Source organism: Flavobacterium sp. TSSA_36, from assembly GCF_051547165.1.
In the GTDB taxonomy this organism is placed as follows: domain Bacteria; phylum Bacteroidota; class Bacteroidia; order Flavobacteriales; family Flavobacteriaceae; genus Flavobacterium.
The window spans coordinates 277,460-297,689 of the sequence record NZ_JBPTTP010000002.1; the positions used below are offsets into that span (position 1 = coordinate 277,460).

9 protein-coding genes are annotated in these 20,230 nt (G+C 36.1%); 1 reads left to right on the forward strand and 8 read right to left on the reverse strand.

Annotated features, from left to right (window positions below; genetic code table 11):
* Positions 1–6 precede the first annotated feature (6 nt).
* The 8 genes from ACSVH7_RS05385 to ACSVH7_RS05420 form a co-directional block, all read right to left on the reverse strand.
* On the reverse strand, positions 7–1,260 hold the full coding sequence (locus ACSVH7_RS05385) for a glycosyl hydrolase family 17 protein (protein WP_438065665.1): 1,254 nt from the start codon (positions 1,258–1,260) through the stop codon (positions 7–9).
* Position 1,261: 1 nt separating this feature from the next.
* The gene (locus tag ACSVH7_RS05390) at positions 1,262–4,663 is read right to left on the reverse strand and encodes a hypothetical protein (RefSeq protein ID WP_438065666.1); all 3,402 of its coding nucleotides are present in this window, start codon (positions 4,661–4,663) and stop codon (positions 1,262–1,264) included.
* A gap of 79 nt (positions 4,664–4,742) precedes the next feature.
* Positions 4,743–6,005, reverse strand: coding sequence for a glycosyl hydrolase (locus ACSVH7_RS05395; protein ID WP_438065667.1), 1,263 nt, complete (start codon positions 6,003–6,005; stop codon positions 4,743–4,745).
* A 229-nt stretch (positions 6,006–6,234) separates the two neighbouring features.
* Complete coding sequence (locus ACSVH7_RS05400; protein ID WP_438065668.1) at positions 6,235–7,881, reverse strand: family 16 glycosylhydrolase; 1,647 nt, start codon at positions 7,879–7,881, stop codon at positions 6,235–6,237.
* 11 nt (positions 7,882–7,892) lie between these two features.
* Positions 7,893–9,512, reverse strand: a complete 1,620-nt coding sequence (locus tag ACSVH7_RS05405; protein ID WP_438065669.1) for a hypothetical protein — start codon at positions 9,510–9,512, stop codon at positions 7,893–7,895.
* Between the two features lie 12 nt (positions 9,513–9,524).
* Complete coding sequence (locus tag ACSVH7_RS05410) at positions 9,525–11,003, reverse strand: RagB/SusD family nutrient uptake outer membrane protein (RefSeq protein ID WP_438065670.1); 1,479 nt, start codon at positions 11,001–11,003, stop codon at positions 9,525–9,527.
* Positions 11,004–11,013: 10 nt separating this feature from the next.
* A complete protein-coding gene (locus ACSVH7_RS05415) occupies positions 11,014–14,058 on the reverse strand; it encodes a SusC/RagA family TonB-linked outer membrane protein (protein ID WP_438065671.1) in 3,045 nt (1,014 codons plus the stop codon).
* 231 nt (positions 14,059–14,289) lie between these two features.
* Positions 14,290–17,097 carry a triple tyrosine motif-containing protein gene (locus tag ACSVH7_RS05420; RefSeq protein WP_438065672.1) on the reverse strand — a complete coding sequence of 936 codons (2,808 nt, stop codon included), beginning with the start codon at positions 17,095–17,097 and terminating at the stop codon, positions 14,290–14,292.
* A 304-nt stretch (positions 17,098–17,401) separates the two neighbouring features.
* On the opposite strand from ACSVH7_RS05420, the gene uvrA reads away from it, so the two are divergent.
* Positions 17,402–20,212 (forward strand): excinuclease ABC subunit UvrA, encoded by a 2,811-nt coding sequence (uvrA, locus tag ACSVH7_RS05425; RefSeq protein ID WP_438065673.1) that lies wholly within the window; start codon positions 17,402–17,404, stop codon positions 20,210–20,212.
* Positions 20,213–20,230: the final 18 nt, after the last annotated feature.

Below are 20,230 nucleotides of genomic sequence, written 5' to 3' on the forward strand. Positions count from 1 at the left end.
TTGAAATTATTGTATCATCGCAGGTGTTTTTACATCGAGCCAAAGTGCTTTTGACTCCCCTTGATACGTTTTTGTAATGGGTTTTCCATCTCGAGTCAGCTCCTTAAAAGCCCCCTTATCCACTATATTCCACAACGCGTACTTAGCCTGACCTTGAAGATTGATTAATCCAAAATGATTTTCAGACCCCAACGGATTCTTACTATCTTTCCATTGTTCATCAAAAGCTTCAAAGTAAAAAAGAGCTATTCCGTTAGCATTGCTCCAATCTCGCATTACTTGATAATAGACTGCTGCTTTGTACTCATCGGTAGCTTTCGAGCCTGTTGCGCCATAAAATTCATTTGAAATCGAAGCCCATCCCGTCTCCCCGATATGAATAGGTTTATTGATTCCTAAAGATTCCATGTACTTCTTAACAGCAGTATATTGTGCAATCGCATAATCACGAGCGCGCAGCATGGCTTTGTCAATTTTTTCTTTTTCAGAAAGTGTTGCATCCTCTTTTAGAATTCCCCAAAATTTTGGATTATAATGCGTATCATGCATTGGATAAGTATGTAGCGAGATATAATCCACTGCTTTCATCAACTGGGTCAAATCGGCTACGTGATACTCTTTGTCACCTCCGCCCCAAGACGCAAAATTATCTGAACTAGTAATCCAAACGTCTTTTGGAAGTTGGTCATTTTGCTTTAATTCTTGCAAATGATTCACCCATTTCAAAATAATACTGGGTGCTACATAATAACTTGTGGCCCATTTGACCATCGCCTCGTTTCCTACTGCGATTATTTTGACGATATCAGGATACTCATTAGTCAAACGAACCGCTTCTTTGATCTCTACCGCATTTCTTTCACTATCTTGATTTCTAACAAGGGGTTGATTTGTCCATGAATTTTTACAATCTATCCAAGCACCAAGCATGACATACATTTCAAACGATGGGTTTTCATTTTTCAACAATCGAATAGCTTTTAACATATTCGAAGTTTCGGTATAATGCACATTGTACGTTCTGATCACTTTAATGTTCATCGCTGAAAGAATCCTCATATCGTCCACGATTTGTGCAACAGTAGGTACATTTTCACGCGTATTGGAACGATATCCGCCATAACAAATGGCTTGATAATCGGGGTTTCCAAGGATGGTCGCCGCTGTAACTTCCTTATTTACAGCAGCTGTAAAATCTTTACAGCCACTAAAAACAGTTATCATTACAAGCAATCCTCCAAGTAGTTTAGCTTTTATCATCTTAAAAATGTTTTAAATGCACCGTAATTGAATGAATCGCTCCTGTTCGTTGGAAAATTTCTTGGCTCCATTCCTTTCCTAAAGAAGCCGAATGAATACATTCAACTTTGCCATCATTACATTTCACTTCTAAGAAATTTTCATCCCCTAATTGATAAATCACAGGTACATTACAGACTGTAAAAGCAAGACTTTTGGGCGACAATGTCAAAGTATAAGGAAGACTGCTACTATCATAAAACAGTACCGCTTCAGCTTCTTGTAAAAACTGATTTTTATCTAAAAAAGTAGGTTGAAAAAACAAAACACCTTCTTCAACAGTAACCCCTAGCTCGCCTTTTCTGGTCAAAATATCCTCTTTAACTTGTCCGGTCATACCGGGTTGTTGTGCCCCACGGTGAGAAGGGGTGTGAGAATAAGGATCGGTAGTAAATGCGCCATATAATTTGGTCGTTTTATGTACACCAATCCCCTCTTTAACGGCCGCATAATGCGAAGTCAATGTTGCTACTAAATTGGATTCTTTTTGGGTCTCGGTAGCTTTTTGCAGTACTTCTTGAACTGCCAAATGCAATTTGGAAATCATATGCCAAAAAGTAGAGCCTAAGCCTTCATAACCAAAGAATGTTCCTGATCTACCGGTGAAGGCTTTGTGATTGAATACTTCTTCGAAAATATGAAGAATCATCTCAGATTCTTGAGCGACCAAGGCACTATATTTTTCATTTTTATGTAATTGTTCTAAGGCTTTCTTTACATCATTGGCATTATGGAAATTACCATTAAAGTGATAGATTCCTTTGACATCTTTGTTCAAAATAGTTCCATTTCCTTCTGCTACTAACTGAGATAACAATTGGGATTGCTGTACTTTTTCGGAAGGAATACAATTTTTTTCTAAAAATTTAGGCAAGTCTTTGTTGGGATACAATATGTAAGTATATTGATCCTCACGATATAAGGCGCTATTTCGTAACGCATCGATAGTTTGCACTGCTGCTTCAGTGGTTAAATATCCTGAACTTAAGACCGCCACTTGTCCTTCAAGCATCTCGCTTAAATAAGAAACCGTAACACCATCTTGAACAACTTCCATCAAATTATAAGCATGATACAAGTGATCTGGACGCTCATTCGCTTGGATAGTGTGATCTAAAAAGCGCAAGGTTAAAGCCGTGAAATCTTTGATATCTGCAATAGCCACCGATTGTTTTTGTCCCGAAAATCCAAAACTGTAAATATGCAAACGGTATTTTGAAGCCGATTCTCCTAAACCATCTAAGATTTCTTTACGTTTTTGATCGTTGATTGCACCTTCAAGAGCACTTTCATTTTCGATAAAACACTCTGAAATACTTTCAAAAAACTGAATTAACTCGTTCGATAATTTGATACTTTCTCCAGAATAATTGGAAAGCATCGTACCAAAAGAAGTCATAAAACGGCGCAAGTAGTAAAGAGTAACCATAGAAACACCATTACCCACCAAAGCATTATTAGCATCATTCCACTCCGGACGTTGGGTATTCATCCAAATACCGCCTTCTGGAATAAAATTAGACAACTTAGCCAACAGTGTGGCTAGCATTTTTTCGATGAAATTTACATGATGAATGTTGTTTTTAGAAGTCACCAATAAAGCACCATCCGCTCCTAGTAAAGCTTTGCGTTCGTGAATTCTTTTTTCCCAAGCATGACTATAAGCAATAGTATCTTTTGGATTCTTCAAAATGTCTTGGTAGGGCTTGATGGTATAAGGAACGGCAGCATACACAAAACAATCTTTATCAAAATACGATTGCAATCTTCCAGGATAATAGTTTTGGATAAATTCTAAAAACTTTTGCAAATAAATAATTTGGTGATCCCCCCAATAACCAATGTAAGACCAAGGATTATCAGCTTCGATGGCTTCCCAATCAAAACCACTTTTGGTCACTCGATACGGGTTGTATCCATCAAAAGTAGAAGCATTCAAGAATTTATGAATCATCCCTTCGATAAAGTTGGGATACGAATGCGACAATGCTTCCCAGTTTTGAAAAATATCTCTCCAGTTGCCTTCGTAATCTAAGACTTTGGAACCATCAATTTCGTTGCGCGTATTGATGGAAAATTTGTTCCAAGGACGGCTTGGATCGCCGTGGCGACGACTAAATTTAAGCGGTAAATATTCTGTACAAAGACGCACTAGATCTTGATCTGTATGATTTTGAATGCGCTCTAATAATTCGATATAATTAAATTCTTTGGCTAAATTCTCAAAAAAGGAGCTGTTTTTAGCAAAAACTTCGGCGTTGGCTTTTTCAAAATAAGCCACAAAATCAGTTTTTTCAACTTGATAATTTTTATCAAAAATACCGCCACGCATACAATTGAAAAGCACATTTGAAAAATGACGTGCATCGGATTTTTTGTCCGCCGTATATTGCAATCCATCGGCTGCAGCAGTAAGAGCCATTAATTTTTGAGTACCAAGAAGTATATCTTCTTTTACTTGATTTTCAAGAGAAGCTTCAGTTTGAATCGCTTCGCAAAGAGCTACCACTTGTGCTTGATTTTGATTCACATTGGCAATAAACCTCCAATTCACAGTCGTTGTAGCAGCTAATTGAAGTTCGCTCCCAACAAAATAAGCCCCTTTCTCACCTTTATTATCCGTTTCTGCGGTTAGTTGCTGTCCTTTTCTAAAAGCAGGCAGTTGTTTAGAAGATAATAAATAGGTAGGATTTTCTAATCCGATGGACCATACTATATTCGCCTTGAGCGCCTCGCTAGGTTCCGCCTTGTCTACAATAATCGCACTTAAAGCAAAAATGCCTAAGCCACTTTCGGTATGCAATTCACTTCTTTTATAAGCATCAACCAAATTACTAGTGCTGTTTTGCAAATCGCTACCCACACCATAAGGGATGATATTTTGGAGGCCGTCCAAAACCTTGATATCGTAACTCTTATTGGAATTATTGATGAGGGTAGATTTTTTCACAAATCCAAAACGGTCGCTTGAACTCCATTCGTAGCGAAAAACAAGTTCTAAATCTTCCTGTATTTCTTCAAAAATGATCCTGTTACCGTAAAAACTTTTGTACAAATTTCTAGTCAAATGGTACGTATCGTTGAAACGTTCTGTAAAAGGTTCCCAAACCATCGTTTTTTCATCTAAACGAATTTGAAAAATGGTTTTACTCCCAGTAATATCAGCAGATTCGGTTATTTTATCATCGGTGTAATAAGGAAAAAGGGCATATTCAGCATTTTTTCTACCCGCTGAAAGTCCGCCATTACTCGATATAAACAACCAATGATCAGAATCGCTCACCATGCTCATCAAAAAAGGTCTCAAAGCATCGCTATTTTCAATTTTATAATATTTTTCTCCTTCTAATGCAACTAGCTTCATCTTATATTATTTTTCTATTTATTTTTATTTATTTTACACTGAAATACCACGAACATTTCATAGCATTCTTTGAGTACTTTTATTTCATTTTAATGTTTTCTAGGACCATTGCCTCAAACTTTTTTTGCAATTTAGCAACCGAATTTCTTTTGCGATAAGGATCTATTTGATGGACCTCTTTCAAGAGATAATAGGCTAATCTTGGATATAAAGGATACACTGCATCATCAGAAGCTTTGCCTTTAGCACAAATCCCAAACCATTCTTCATTCATATTATTCTTCCCTTTTTCAAAGTCAAAAAGGTAGCCACCATTGGCCCATGAAGCGGTGCTATCATGAATATCCAAATTAATGGTTTGTCCCATTTTCCACCAACCATCACTAAATTGAAAGGTAAAACCTCCTATAGAATTTTGGCTTTTTCCGAGTCCTGCAGCATTTTCATAAATTTCGTTCCAATTGCCTTTTAGAATTGCCGCTTGTGCCTTTTGATCTTCTTTTTGTGTAGTAGCATTAAAGGCATCTGAGCCAAATTCAGTCAACAAAACTGGTTTTCCATATTCGTTGTTTACTCGTTCATATAAGTCTCCAAAAGATACGCCTCGGTATACATTGATGCCCAAAATATCAACAGCTGGACATGCTTTTGCCAACTCGTTTAAGAATAATAAGTCTCCATTACAGATGGCAACTGGATGATTCATATCATTTGATTTCATCGCCAATGCTGCTTCATTAAAAAGTTGGTACATCGCTTTGGCCAGTTTAGTCGATTTTTTATCGACCACAGGAATGTCTTCTGTTTCTGCACCTTGCCAAAAAAGCCCGAAATTATTTTCATTTCCTAGCAAATACAGCAACAATCCTTTGGTGTTTTTGTACTCTGAGACTAATTGTTGGACTTCGTTCAAAAGTGTTTCTCTCACTTTTGGGTCTGCATAGTCCGTATTGGACGTCCAATTCCCATCTATTGCAACGCCATATCGCCCAAAAGAGTGATTGAGCATGGTATAAATTCCAAAATTAGTATATATGTATTCGATCCATTTTTTTGGAATGCCGGTATAGACTCTGATGGTGTTTACCCCCATATTTTTGAGTAAGCCCATTTCATGATTCAAGGCTTTTTGAATAAAATCCTCAGATTGATGCCATAAAACGTAGTCATAATTTTTTCCAATGGGATAATAATCCCAATTCATCCCCTTGACCATGAAATTTTCATTATTGACCTTAAGATAAAATCCGTTTTTGGATGGAGTTACGGCCACTTTCTCGCTTTGAGAATAGGTGATCATTGAGAAAATAAAAACTATAAATACTATACTATTTTTTTTCATAAAATTTTAAATACTTGCTTTGAATGCTTTGTTCAATACCTAATAGCATTGAAAAAACCATTTAAAAAAAGAGAATGAAGGTGAAAAATGAACTACTGATTTATAGAAGAATCTCTTCAAAAAACACTAAAAAGCTTTGAAAACCTCATACTACTAAAAAGGGATATAAAAAATCAAGTAACGAGTAGGTTGTGATGATCCTACTCGTTATTGATTTAAAAGTAAGGGATTATTGATAGACTTTTATGTAATCCACTTCCATGGTAGATTGAGTGAAAGAAGGGTCAACTGGTCCTCCTAAACCTCCACCCATAGCAAGGTTTATGATCAAGAAAAAATCTTTATTATAAACGGTTGCAGGACTATTGTCTAAAGAATGATACAACTTATCATCCACATACATTTTAATAGAAGTGGCTGTCCAAATGGTTTTGTACACATGAAACTCAGTGGTTGGGTTGGCAATAGTAGTTTTACCTACAATAGCACCTCCTCCAGAATTTCCAGGAAAATGGAAGGCTCCGCTTATTTCGCTTGGATTTTTTCCAACATATTCTAAGAAATCAATTTCTCCACAATTAGGCCATCCTACTGTTTTAAAATCCTGACCTAGAGACCAAACGGCTCCCCAAGTTCCAACGCCTGCAGGCATTTTAGCTCTAAATTCTACTTTACCGTATTTAAATTTGAATTTATCTTCAGATTTAATTCTAGCAGAGGAATAGCCAGATCCTTCTTTGATCGCAGTTATTTTCAACATTCCGCCTTCTACCTTAACGTTTTTAGCATCTGAAGTATAGGATTGAAGTTCGCCATTACCCCAGCCACCCGTGCCAGTTCCTAGATCGTAACTCCAGTTAGCCGTATTGGGTGCACCAGCTGTATCAAAGTTATCTTCCCAAACTAATTTGGTAAAATCATCTGCAGGCACCTGAGAAGGTTTAGTTGTAGTAAGTACTAAATACCAGGCAAAACCAGGCTCATTTCCTTGTACAAAACGAACATACATTCTGTTTTCAGTAATAGAAAGAATTTCAAATTGAGTAGCTCCTGCATAGTAGCCAATGAAACCTGCATCTGAAATATTCATAACGGTTCCGGTTGTTTGCGTGGCCGCTTCTTTATTTTTGGTTACTACCGAAGTAGAGGGTGCTAAAGATACGATCTTAGTACCAGCTGTACTAAAGGCAAAACACTGATCATCGCCTCCGTTGGTACCACCACCTACACTTTTGTAGGAATTATGAAAGAAAGTATTCCCTTTATTATCTTGCTTATATTCAATTTTACCATTCACTAAGGCAAAACTAAATTCACCATCATAAAAGCAAGTAGCTGCTTTTTCAAATGGCCCTGCTGAATACCATGCTGGGTAATAATTTTGAGTTTGATCACTACTATTTGGACCGATACCAAAATGTGCATTTTCATTAGCTGCAATGTACCATGTTTTACCAGCTGCCGTTCCTCCAGTAAGTAACTTAGTTGATTTTTCGTCACTAAAATTACTGAACACTTTTACATCTACAGTGGTAGAAGAAGTTACACCACCCTTTCCGTTAGCAATTACAGTTACAGTATAGGTATTGACTCCTACAACACTAAACCCATGTTCCGTTTTTCCGGCGGGTGCTACTTCCGTAATTCCATCCCCATAAACGTATTTATAAGAAATCGCATTATCGGCTTTTGCGGTAAATTTCACAATTCCAGAACCGTCTCCGTCGGGTGCTTGAGCTGTTTTGCCCACTATATCAAAAGTGACAACCAAGTTACTTGGTGCTGCTATCGAGCCAAACTCAACGTTATCGTCTTGACAATTTACTAAGAGTAGTAAGCTGAAGAGCGCTATTATATTAAAAAATATTTTTTTCATGTCCTTTTTAATTAATTAGATTGTTTGATATCATCAAAATAATAGATTCCCGCTGCTCCAGCCGTACCAAAATTGGGGAATAATGCTACTTTATTATATTTGTGAGCAGCACTAAACGTATTGGAAGTAGTTAAATCAAAACTCAGAATTTGCCAAGCATTGGCTACAGTAGCGGTTGCTTCTACTTCTACGAAAATAGTTGGATTTCCATTACCATCTTTTGGTGAAGTAGTGTCTTCCATTTTGAATAGAATTTTAGAACCCGCTTTTGGAGACCAAACCGCAACTTTTATTATTTTGCCTTTGGTTAAGTCTACTACAGCATCCAATTCCATGGCAGCACCAGCCCATACTTGAGCTCCTGCTGTCTTCTCAATTTTAAGTACTGTATTCGAAACATTTACACCTGTTTTATCAGGATTAGCCACTACAGAAGATGGAATTGGCCCAAAATCAGATGCTCCAAAGCCTACCCATGTGTACTTTAAAGAAGTAGATTCAAAATCTATTGGCATCACATTCAATTGACTAGGCGTTTTATAGAAATAAATATTATCTATAAATACTGATCCTTTTCCGGAAGGTGTTCCTTCATACTTGAATTGAAAAATATCTTTCACCGTTAATCCTTGACTCGTGAAAGCAGTAATAGGAATTTCGATACTGGTCCATTGACCCGCTACCAAATCTTTAACTACTGGTTTTTCACCACTCGTTTTACTGATTAAGAAAGTAGTAAATTTTTGAACGTCAGCGGTCCAAACATCCATATGAAGAAACTCCATGCCCGACACATCAACACTATTTGCAAATTGAGTACCTTGATAACTCAAGTTAATGTAATTTAATATTTTATCTCCATTCAAATCAAACTCAGTAGCAGCATAACCCGCTTGAGATTGTCCCCAATAGGGAAAGAAGTCAGTACCCGCTAAATTGGTATATTTGGCAGAATAAATAGAAATCACATCTCCGGCTTGACGGTTCGGAGGAGTAGGTGCAGAAGCAAAAGGTTTATTGACTTCAGTTACTGTAAAATCTTTTGAAAATTCAGTAGTTTGAATAGCTGCACTTTTAGATACCACACGGATTTTGTAAACCCCAGGTTGATTGTAAGTGTAAGAAACGGATTCTCCATTATTCCCCGAAATCGGATCTGGTTTTCCGGCTTCTCCAAAATAGACATCATAAAATAATGCGAAGTCGGCTTTAGCGGTTACAGTAACTTTCTTAGAAACTTGTGCATCATTTTCAATAGTCACCACTAAATTTTCTGGCGCTTTAAATGAAACTACCACTTTTTGAATGGTTTCAGTTTTACCACCATTTAAAGTTGTTCCAACAATTTTAGCATCGTAAACACCTTCTTTATATTTGTGATCTACCCTTGCTCCTGGGGCTACATAAGCCGGTGCAATAGTTCCGTCTCCAAAATAAATTTCATAGCGAGTTACGCCTTCACCACGGGGTATAAATGTTACCAAGCCTGTATTGTCTTGTGTAACGGTGGTCAGAGCTGATACGTTTTTTGGATTTTCCAAACCACTGAGATCAACCAGATTATTCTCGTTAGTACAACCCAACAATAGGGCTAGTACTAACATATTTATTACATATACTATTTTTTTCATAATATCGATTTTTTAATATCCAGGGTTTTGTTCCCAATTTCCTCCAGAAAACTGAATTTCTTCGATCGGTAATGGGAAAATTTCGTTTTTACCAGCTTTAAAGTTAGGTATCGTTCCTGCTGCTTTTTCGGTACGCACTAAGTCGAAAAAACGATGTCCTTCGCCTAATAACTCTAATCTTCTTTCCTTAAAAATAAAATCAGTTAAAGCTGCTCCAGAAGCAGTAATTCTGTGGTTGGTGTCTCCAAAAGCACGATCACGAACTTGATTCAAATAGCCTCTTGCTTTCGCATCATCAAGTCCACCACGATTGTAAGCTTCAGCAGCCATTAATAAAACATCGGCATAACGAATGGCTCTGTAATTGTTTGGATTGGTTAAGTTTAAATCACCTGCGGCATTGCTACTACGTTTTCTTGGCAAATATTTTCTATTAAAATAACCTGTGTGTTCGTTTCCTTTTCCAAAGGTTGCACCAGTACTAGCTGCCCAAGCTTCGATATCCAGAATGGCAACACCTCTTCTACCGTCACCGGCTTCATAAGCGTTAAATGCTTCTTTAGTAGGAACATTAAAGCTAAATCCCGAAGTAAACAGGTCGCCAGAGTAGTTTCTAATTCCATTAAAACCAACGGCAACGTTACCTTCACTACATTGCAAACAACCAAATCCTGCTCCTTCAATGTCCGTATATTGCACTTCAAAAACAGACTCTTTGTTGTTTTCACCTGCCATTTCAAAAATAGAATTGTAATCTGCCACTAAAGAATAAGCACCTGAGGTCACTACAGCATCAAGCGTTGAAGCTGCTTGAGCATATTTATTTTGAAACAAATAGGCTTTTCCAAGTAAAGCTAAGGCAGCACCTTTTGTGGCTCTTCCTTTTTGAGAAGGGACTGCAGCTAAATTTTGAGATGCGTAGATTAAATCAGATTCAATTGCGGCGTACACTTCTTCTTTGCTAGCTCTTTTGATGGTTTTTTCATCTCCAATTTGAAAACGAGCCTCCCCTTTCATTGGAATGCCTCCAAACCATTTTACCAATTCAAAGTGGTAATAAGCTCTTAAAAAACGAGCTTCAGCAATAATTTGTTCTTTTCCTACGAAATTAGTTTTGTCTTTAAACTCTAAGATATAATTGGCTCTTTGCACACCGGCAAACATCCAATTCCATAAATCACGTAAATTGGTGTTTACAGGAGTATGAATCATATCATCTATCTGTTGGAAACCGATAACGTCGTTTGGACTTTCGCCACCAGCCAAGGTGTTATCTGAGGCAATTTCTCCCAAAATAACATTGACATAAGACGATTGTAATAAATCATAAGCCGCAATTAAGGCTTTGTCATACTCCGCTTTTGAGTTGAAATAATTCTCTGAATCTATCGAATATTCGGGTTGACGATCCACAAAATCATCTGTACATGAACTGACAGCTAAAGAAGTAACAAGTAGGGCTACTATGGATATATAAAAATATTTTTTCATTGCAATTGTATTAAAAATTAATATTAAGACCCATCAAATAGGTTCTTGGAATAGGATAGAATCCGTAATCGATTCCACCACCAATTGGAGCACCATTAGAAGCACCTGGATCAAAACCTTTGTATTTAGTAAAAGTGTAAAGGTTGTTTACCCCTGTGTACAATCTGAATTTAGACAGTCCAATTTTTTCACAAAAACTACGATCTAAACTATATCCGATTTGAATATTTTGAATTCTTAAATAGGAAGCATCTTCAACAAAGTAATCTGAGAAAACGTTATTAGAAGTGGCAGCCGTAGTTACTCTAGGTACAGCATTAGAGCTTCCTTCACCAGTCCAACGGTCTAAAGTATAATTCAAACGATTGGCATCTGATAAAGTTCTTTCGTAGTTGCGTACCATATCATTGCCCACAGAAGCAAAGGTATACACAGCAAAATCGATATTTTTATAGTTCAATTGAACATTGAAACCCATGGTGGCAGCTGGAACAGGATCACCAATATTGGTTCTATCTTTGGTATCAATAACGCCATCTCCATTGGTATCCACAAATCGAATATCTCCGGGCGCTGCATTGGCTCCTAAAGCTAATTGAGATGGATGAGCATCTACTTCCGCTTGATTTTGGAAAATACCATCTGTTTTATAGCCGTAGAAATAGCCAATTGGTTTGCCTACTTCCATTCTTGAAGGGGCTGGTTGCCCTACTCCAAAGGAACCTCCTTCAATAAAACCGGTACCATTATTAACTGCTAAAACTTCATTTTTCAAGAAAGTTACATTATATCCTACACTCAAAGACAAGTCATTTTCAAATGTTTTTTTATAATCAAATGAAAGTTCTAATCCTGAATTACGCACAGTACCAGCATTGATAGTCGGTGAGGCAGCTCCAGGAGCATTAGTACCAATAATCCCAGAAACTGGAATATTTGGAATCAACAAATCTTTACGAGTATCGATAAAATAATCAGCTATGATAGATAATTTATTGTCAAACAATTTGAAATCCATACCTACGTCAAACTTGCGAGCTTCTTCCCATTTTAAGTCAGGATTAGGGGTTTGTCCTACTGCGGTTCCGTTGGCTAAAATACCATCAAATACATAAGTAGCCTCTCCGTTCAAAAATCCTAAGTACCCATTGTTTGGAATTTGGTCATTCCCCAAAGTACCATAACTCGCTCTCAATTTCATGAAATTAAGCACTTTTGGCTCTCCAAAAAAACCTTCGTCAGAAATAATCCAACCTCCGGTAAAGGATGGAAAATATCCTACTCGGTTATTAGGTCCAAATTTGGTTGATGCATCACGTCGTAACATGGCTGACAACAAATATTTTCCTTTGTAATCGTATTGCACTCTTCCAAAATAGGATAATCTCCTTTCGTCATATACATAAGAACCATTTGTTTTGGCATCTAAGAATCCTGTTGTCAAAGAAATATCTGCAAAATCCCAGGAATTATTAGGAACATCATAACCTGTTGCTGATAAACCGCTACCCCATTGTTTATAAATAGTATTACCTAAGGTCGCTACAAAATTGTGATCTTCGCCAATTTTTTTGGTATAAGTACCAAAAATATCAAAAGAGTAATCATTGTCATTTACGGTCCCTTGTGTTACCGAACTACGAACCACATCAAAAACTTTTCCTCCATATCCAACTTCTTTTGCAAAGTTTTTAGAATCGCTATGAGAAGTATTAAAACCTATAGAAGAAGAAATCACAAGGCCATCTAACACTTTGTAGTCTAAACCAAAATTACCATTCAACTTTTTAAAATTGTAATCGTTATAAGTGTTATCGATTTGAGCTAATGGATTGATAATTTCATTTCCTAAACCTGCTGTACTAGGAACCAGAGTAAAAGCGCCATTAGCATCGTAAGGAGCCAAAGTCGACGGCGTATTCAAAGCATTAAATAATACAGAACCTAAACCATTTTCATTTAACGTTTTTCTATTGAAGTAGGTATAGATAACGTTGGTTTTCATTTTCAATTTATCGGATAAATCAGCCCCTACAGACAATCTTGCGGTGTTTCTTAAGAAACCTGATTTAGCATTACCCACAATACCTTCTTGGTCTAAATGAGAAGCACTAAAGGCATAGGTCATTTTTTCTGCTCCACCCGAAACGGTAAAGTCATGATTAATGATAGGGACACCTGTTTTAATTACTTCTTTTTGCCAGTTGGTTCCTTTGCCTAGACCAGCTACGTTAGGATAAGGAATTGTTTGCCCACCATTAGCATAACTTTCGTTAAGCAATAAAGCGTACTCTGTGGCATTTAAAGTGGGTAACAGTCTAGAAGCTTCTTGAAAACCAACGTAGGTATTAAAACTTACTTTCGTTTTAGCATTCTTTTTACCTGTTTTGGTGGTGATTAAAATAATACCATTTGCACCAATAGTACCATAGATTGCTGCTTGAGCATCTTTTAATACAGTAATGGTTTCGATATCATTTGGATTCAACAACCCTAATTCTCCAATGTAACCATCAATGATAGTAGTAGGTCTGTTTTCCCCATTGGTAGCAATACCACGAATTCGGATGTCTAAACCCGCACCCGGAGCACCGGACTGCGCGGTAACATTTACCCCTGAAACAGTTCCTTGCAAGGCTTGCTCTACCTTAATTGGTTTAATAACATCAAGAGATTTGGCATCCAAAACCGAAACGGCTCCTGTTACTTCTCTTTTCTTCTGACTTCCATATCCAATTACGACTACTTCTTTTAGTGAATTGGATTCTTCTTTCATTTTAATGACTAACTTTTCGTTCCCAGTAACGGTAACTTGATAATCACTGTAACCTATATAACTGAAAATTAAAATAGATTTTGGAGCCACTTTAAACAATTTAAAGCCTCCGTCAAAGTCAGTTGATGTACTTTGATTACTGTTACTCACCCTAACATTAACGCCCGGGAGCGATAATCCTGATTGGGCATCTAAAACAGTTCCGCTGATTTCATTTGATTGCGAATATCCTAAATAGGACAGCAGCATAAATGAAATTAATACTAGTTTCGATTTCATACTTGTTTTTTTTTATTGATTTCATAAAATTAAACAACTATCACGTTGTAGTTAAAAAATCTACCTCAACAAAAAACATACAACCTTAAAAAAACCAAAAAAAATAACCTAAAACCTAGGAATATAGCCATTTATAAATGTTAATAAATTGCTTGAAACTAAAAAAAAATCACCGCTCCATTCTTAAATGTTGAGGTGATGTATAGTTTTTTTTGGCAAAATAGTAACAAATCAAACTTTCAAAATATAATCGACTAAACTTTGTTCGTGCAATAAATCCATTTTTTTACGCAAACGATAGCGTTTGATCTCTACACTGCGAACCGATATGTTTAATAAGGGTGCAATTTCCTTTGAAGTAAGATTCACTCTTAAATAAGCACAAAGCCTCAAATCGTTTGGGGTTAAAGTAGGATGCAATAATTTGACACGTTTCAAAAAGTCTTTATCTACATTATCAAAGGCTTCTTTAAATACATTCCAAGAATCATCCTTAGTAATATTCTTATTAATAGTTGAAATTACCGTTCGAATACTTGAAGTTGAATTCGTGGACGATTTTTTCAAATCCTCTTTGATAAATTCTAACAACTCATTTTTATTGTGCAAACTCATCGTAGAAACCGCTAATTCTCGATTTTTAGAATCTACGTCTTGGGAAAGTTGCTCATTTTTTACGCGCATCAATTCTTTTTCGTTTTCCAATTCTTTAATTTCGAGTAACCGGTTATTTTCTTCAATTAATTTAACCTGCTGGGCCGCATAATACTTTTGATAGGCTTGATGAATGTAAAACCCTAAAACCACCAATAAAACGAGATATAATAGGATGGCAAAATTAGTCCAATACCATGGTTTTGAAATAGTAAATTTATACACGGCTACATTCGCTAGTAATTGATTAGAAAATTTAGCCCTTACTTTAAAAACATACGCTCCAGATGGTAAATTTTTAAAATTAATCGAAGATTTAGTATTCCATGGACTCCAATTATCTTGAAAGCCTTCGAGAGAATATTGATATTCAGCCTTAATATATTTGTTGTACTCAGGCACTGTAAAATTAAACGAAATGTTGTTTTGCTTAGAGGACATATCCCCCTCATCGGCTATCGAAAAATTCTCAGGTGGTTCATTCAATGTATTTACTGCAATACTTGTAATCCCAATTTTGTATTTTTTTATTCTTAAATCATTTAAATTTAAGGTATAATACCCATCTACCGTTCCAAATAAATATACTGAACTCGATAATTGTGTACAATTCTCATAACCAACCATCGAATTCGTAATAGCCAAAGGCATTGGAAACGCATTATCCTTTAATTGAGAATTTAATTTATTCAAAGACAAATAATGCACATAACTTTTAGTAAAAAGCCACAATTTATTTGAATCATCAAGTATCATTTTGCCCGAAATGTATTCTTCTTTTTTAAAGATATCACTCAATTCAGGATCCTTATCAAATGTTTTGGTCCTTGAATTCAACTTAAAAATCCCCTCCTTATAAGCATAATAAATCGCACCATTGAATTTTATCAAACTCGCATTTTTTCCTTTCTTGGGAGTCGCATAAGTAAAAATCGAAGAGGCTTTGGATAAATCTTTATTCAATTGTAAACGAAAAATCCCTTTATATTCATGGCTGATGTAGACCTCTAGCGCATCAGTAACCTCAAAGTTCTTTGCAGAAAAATTAAATCCATCAATTTTATTTTTAAAAACCCATTGATTATTTAATTTTTGTAAAACCGAAAAACCATAATAATTCCCCTGCAATAAAACATCTTTACGATTAAAAACTGGACTCAACTTCCAAGTGCCTGATTGACTAAAAATTAAGGCAGCATTACCTTCTTGTATCAAAAAAGTGCCCGAATCATGACCACAAAATAAGGTGTCGTCCTTTACAAATAAAGTCCAAACCTGTCCCTTGGTACCTTTTACGAACTTAAATTTATCTGTAGAATTATATTTTTTATAAAATAAGCCTTGATTAGTACCCACATACAAAAGACCGTTAATAATTTTGGAATCATAAATGGTGCCTAATACTCCTGAGTTATCAGAAAACGTTTTTACAGGAGATTTTAAATTAATGCAATTAATGCCATTATCCAGGCCTATCCAAAGGTTATTAGCTACATCTTCAAACAAGGACAATATCGTGTTATTAGTCAATCCCTTACTTTGATCGATATGATGTACCAAATGACCATTATCATCCAAAATAAAGACACCATTAGATATCGTTCCGATGGCGAAACCATTGGCCGCTAATTTTTGGCCACTGTAGACTTTATTGGTTACTAATTGCGAATCGATATCCGTTTTGAATCGATCAATTTTATGGTCTATTAAAGTATAAAAACCGTTCTCTTGCGTCAGAATTAAAAGCCCTTTTTCTATAGGAAACAAATTAATGATTTTGTTGCGCCTCAAAATGGGATCATTAGAGATCTTATTTTCTTTTCCGCTAATGATTTCATAAACTTCATTAGTTACTGTTTGAAAATAAATGGCGTTATCCGTTTTAAAAGATTTCAAAACCTCGGCTTTAGGAGCGATAACCTTGAAGGTTTGTTTCTTAGTATCATAAATAACGATCCTATTCAAAGATTGAAAAACAACCCAGTGCTCATAGCTATGAATATTCCAAAACTGCTCGTCTTCCAAAAGTCTACTTTTCATTTTTGTACTTAAAGAAGTGTACAAAAGTTGCCCGTTTTTTTGACGAATCCAATACCCAAATTCCATATAACAGCCCGTATAAATACGCTCGCCAATTACCTTAACAGACCGAATGATGGTCTCATTGGGTGAAGGATACAAATCCCAGTTTGAACCATCAAAAGTGAGTAATCCAGCATTATTAGCAAAATATAAATACTGATTTTGATCTTGTGAAATCATCCAATTTTGATTACCTGCCTCGTAGATATTGGGGGAATATTTAATAATTGGTGGAAATTCTTGTGCCGTTACATTGAAAATAGATAAAAAAGTAACCAATAGTACCGTTTTTAATACTTGCATAGTTGAAGATTTTTGTAAAAATAAACATAAAATCATTAGAGACTCTTGATGTTTTAGTTTTGATAGGAATAATGGAAGGAATTGGGTGTAAAAAAAGACATTTTTTTAGAAAACAGCAATGATATACTGAAAAAAGTAAGGAAGTCCAGCCGAAAATCAGCACAAAGAAAAGCTATCCCAAATTTTCACAAGCTATCTGAAGAATAATCAATAGCCATTATCAGTTGTCGCTATTCAATTTCTGAGGCATATCGCATTCACTTACCAAGCAAAATTCATTACTTTTGTGGAAATTCATTGTATTATGTCCATCGACCTTTCCCAACTAGATCCGAAGCAAAATATCATTATAAAAGGGGCCCAAGTACACAACCTAAAAAATGTGGATGTGGTTATTCCAAGAAATAAATTAGTCGTAATCACAGGACTTTCTGGCTCCGGAAAATCAAGTTTGGCTTTTGACACGCTGTATGCTGAGGGACAACGCCGCTATGTAGAGAGTTTATCCTCTTACGCCAGACAATTCTTGGGTCGATTAGATAAACCAAAAGTAGAATACATCAAAGGTATTGCCCCTGCTATCGCCATCGAACAAAAAGTAAATACCACCAATGCGCGCTCCACGGTAGGAACTTCAACCGAAATTTATGATTATATCAAATTGTTGTATGCCCGAATTGGCCGTACCTACTCTCCTATTTCCGGACAAGAAGTTAAAAAAAACACGGTTACCGATGTCGTAAATTGTGTTAAAGAACTAGAAGTAGACACCAAATGGTTGCTATTGGCTCCACTACATCTAGAAGAAGGTCGAAAACTAGAAGATAAACTAAAAATACTGCAACAACAAGGTTTTGCAAGAGTTCTTGTCGATGGAGAAATGCTGCGTTTGGATGATTTTATCTATTCAATTTCAGGTAAAAAAGAGAAAGCGTTAGAAAAAATTTCCCTCGAACTCATCATAGATCGTATCGTGGTTAAAACGGAAGAGGAATTTTACAATCGCTTGGCCGACGCCGTTCAAACCGCTTTCTATGAAGGAAAAGGAGACTGTTTTTTGCAAGAATTAAATCAAAAAAACAGATTCAGCTTTTCGAATAACTTTGAATTGGATGGTATTTCTTTTCTAGAACCGAACGTTCATTTATTTAGTTTCAACAATCCATACGGAGCTTGTCCTGCCTGCGAAGGTTATGGAAATATTATAGGAATCGATCCTGAACTCGTGGTTCCTAACACGACGCTTTCGATATTTGAAAATGCAATCTATCCTTGGCGTGGCGAAAGTATGAGTTGGTTTAAAGAAGTGTTGGTCAACGCTGCCTATAAATTTGATTTCCCCATTCACAAACCCTATTTTCAATTGACTAGTGCACAGAAGGAACTCCTCTGGACAGGAAATGAATATTTTCAAGGACTGCATGATTTCTTTAAAGAGTTAGAAGAAAAAAACTATAAAATACAAAATCGCGTGTTGCTATCGCGTTACCGAGGCAAAACCAAATGTCCTACTTGTAAAGGAAAACGCCTCAGACCAGAAGCTTCTTATGTAAAAATAAATCACAAAACCGTTTCTGATCTAGTAGATTTACCTATAAAAAATCTAGTACACTTCTTCAAAGAACTTCAACTAGAGGACTTCGAAAAGCAAATAGCCAAGCGATTATTGGTGGAAATCAATAACCGTTTGTCGTTTTTGACCGAGGTAGGACTAGATTATTTAACCTTAAACCGAAACTCCGCCACTTTATCAGGTGGTGAATCACAGCGCATCAATTTAGCTACTTCACTAGGAAGTAGTTTGGTAGGATCGATGTATATTTTGGACGAACCCAGTATTGGTTTACATCCCAAAGACACGGAACGCTTAATTAATGTCCTAGTGTCATTACGTGATTTAGGAAATACTGTAATTGTGGTAGAGCATGACGAAGACATCATGAAAGCCGCCGATATGATTATTGATATTGGTCCTGAAGCAGGAACCTTGGGCGGAAACTTAGTGGCACAAGGCACTTTTTCTGAAATCCTAAAAGCCAACTCACTAACCGCTAATTATTTGAGTGGGAGCAAAACTATTGAAACGCCCAAAAAAAGACGTTCTTATAAAAATTACATCGAAATCATTGGTGCTAGAGAAAACAATCTACAAAATATTGATGTCGTCTTTCCTTTGGATGTTTTGACCGTAATAACAGGAGTTTCAGGAAGCGGAAAAAGTACTTTAATCAAAAAGATACTATTTCCTGCGATGCAAAAAAAGTTGGAAAACATCGGTGAAAAAGCGGGACAATTTACTGAAATGAAAGGGTCCTTTTCACATATTAAACATATCGAATATGTGGATCAAAACCCCATTGGAAGAAGCTCGCGTTCGAATCCCGTGACCTATATCAAAGCCTATGACGATATCCGAGAGTTGTTTGCCAAAGAAAAATTATCCAAAGTAAGAGGCTATCAAGCCAAACATTTTTCTTTTAATGTAGATGGAGGGCGATGTGAGACTTGTAAAGGAGAAGGAACTATCAATGTAGAAATGGTTTTCATGGCCGATGTACAATTGCCTTGCGAAACGTGTAATGGAAAACGATTTAAAAAAGAAATTTTAGAAATTGCTTTCGAAGAAAAGAATATTCATGATATTCTTTCCATGACTATTGATGATGCGATTGCTTTTTTTACGCATCACAAACAAAGTAAAATCATGCAAAAATTACAACCTTTACAAGATGTCGGTTTAGGATATGTACAATTAGGACAATCTTCTTCAACCTTATCTGGAGGTGAAGCACAACGCATCAAATTAGCTTCTTTTTTAGTAAAAGGAGCTACCAAAGAAAAAGCGCTGTTTGTATTTGATGAACCCACCACTGGATTGCATTTTCATGACATCAAAAAATTATTGGCTTCTTTTGATGCTTTGATAGAAAAAGGACACTCCATTTTAGTGATAGAACACAACTTAGATCTGATAAAATGTGCAGATTGGATTATTGATCTAGGTCCTGAAGGAGGAGAAAATGGCGGTAAATTATTAGCCGTAGGTACCCCCGAATCCATTGTGAAAAACAAAAAATCAGTTACAGCAAAGTATTTGAAAGACAAATTATCGTAATCAAAGAGGTATAAAAAA

What these genes read in the sequence shown, in the direction of transcription:
- ACSVH7_RS05415 (WP_438065671.1), bottom strand. Translation starts at nt 14,058, where the DNA reads ATGAAATCGAAACTAGTATTAATTTCATTTATGCTGCTGTCCTATTTA.
- ACSVH7_RS05400 (WP_438065668.1), bottom strand. Translation starts at nt 7,881, where the DNA reads ATGAAAAAAATATTTTTTAATATAATAGCGCTCTTCAGCTTACTACTC.
- ACSVH7_RS05390 (WP_438065666.1), bottom strand. Translation starts at nt 4,663, where the DNA reads ATGAAGCTAGTTGCATTAGAAGGAGAAAAATATTATAAAATTGAAAAT.
- ACSVH7_RS05395 (WP_438065667.1), bottom strand. Translation starts at nt 6,005, where the DNA reads ATGAAAAAAAATAGTATAGTATTTATAGTTTTTATTTTCTCAATGATC.
- ACSVH7_RS05410 (WP_438065670.1), bottom strand. Translation starts at nt 11,003, where the DNA reads ATGAAAAAATATTTTTATATATCCATAGTAGCCCTACTTGTTACTTCT.
- ACSVH7_RS05405 (WP_438065669.1), bottom strand. Translation starts at nt 9,512, where the DNA reads ATGAAAAAAATAGTATATGTAATAAATATGTTAGTACTAGCCCTATTG.
- uvrA (WP_438065673.1), top strand. Translation starts at nt 17,402, where the DNA reads ATGTCCATCGACCTTTCCCAACTAGATCCGAAGCAAAATATCATTATA.
- ACSVH7_RS05385 (WP_438065665.1), bottom strand. Translation starts at nt 1,260, where the DNA reads ATGATAAAAGCTAAACTACTTGGAGGATTGCTTGTAATGATAACTGTT.
- ACSVH7_RS05420 (WP_438065672.1), bottom strand. Translation starts at nt 17,097, where the DNA reads ATGCAAGTATTAAAAACGGTACTATTGGTTACTTTTTTATCTATTTTC.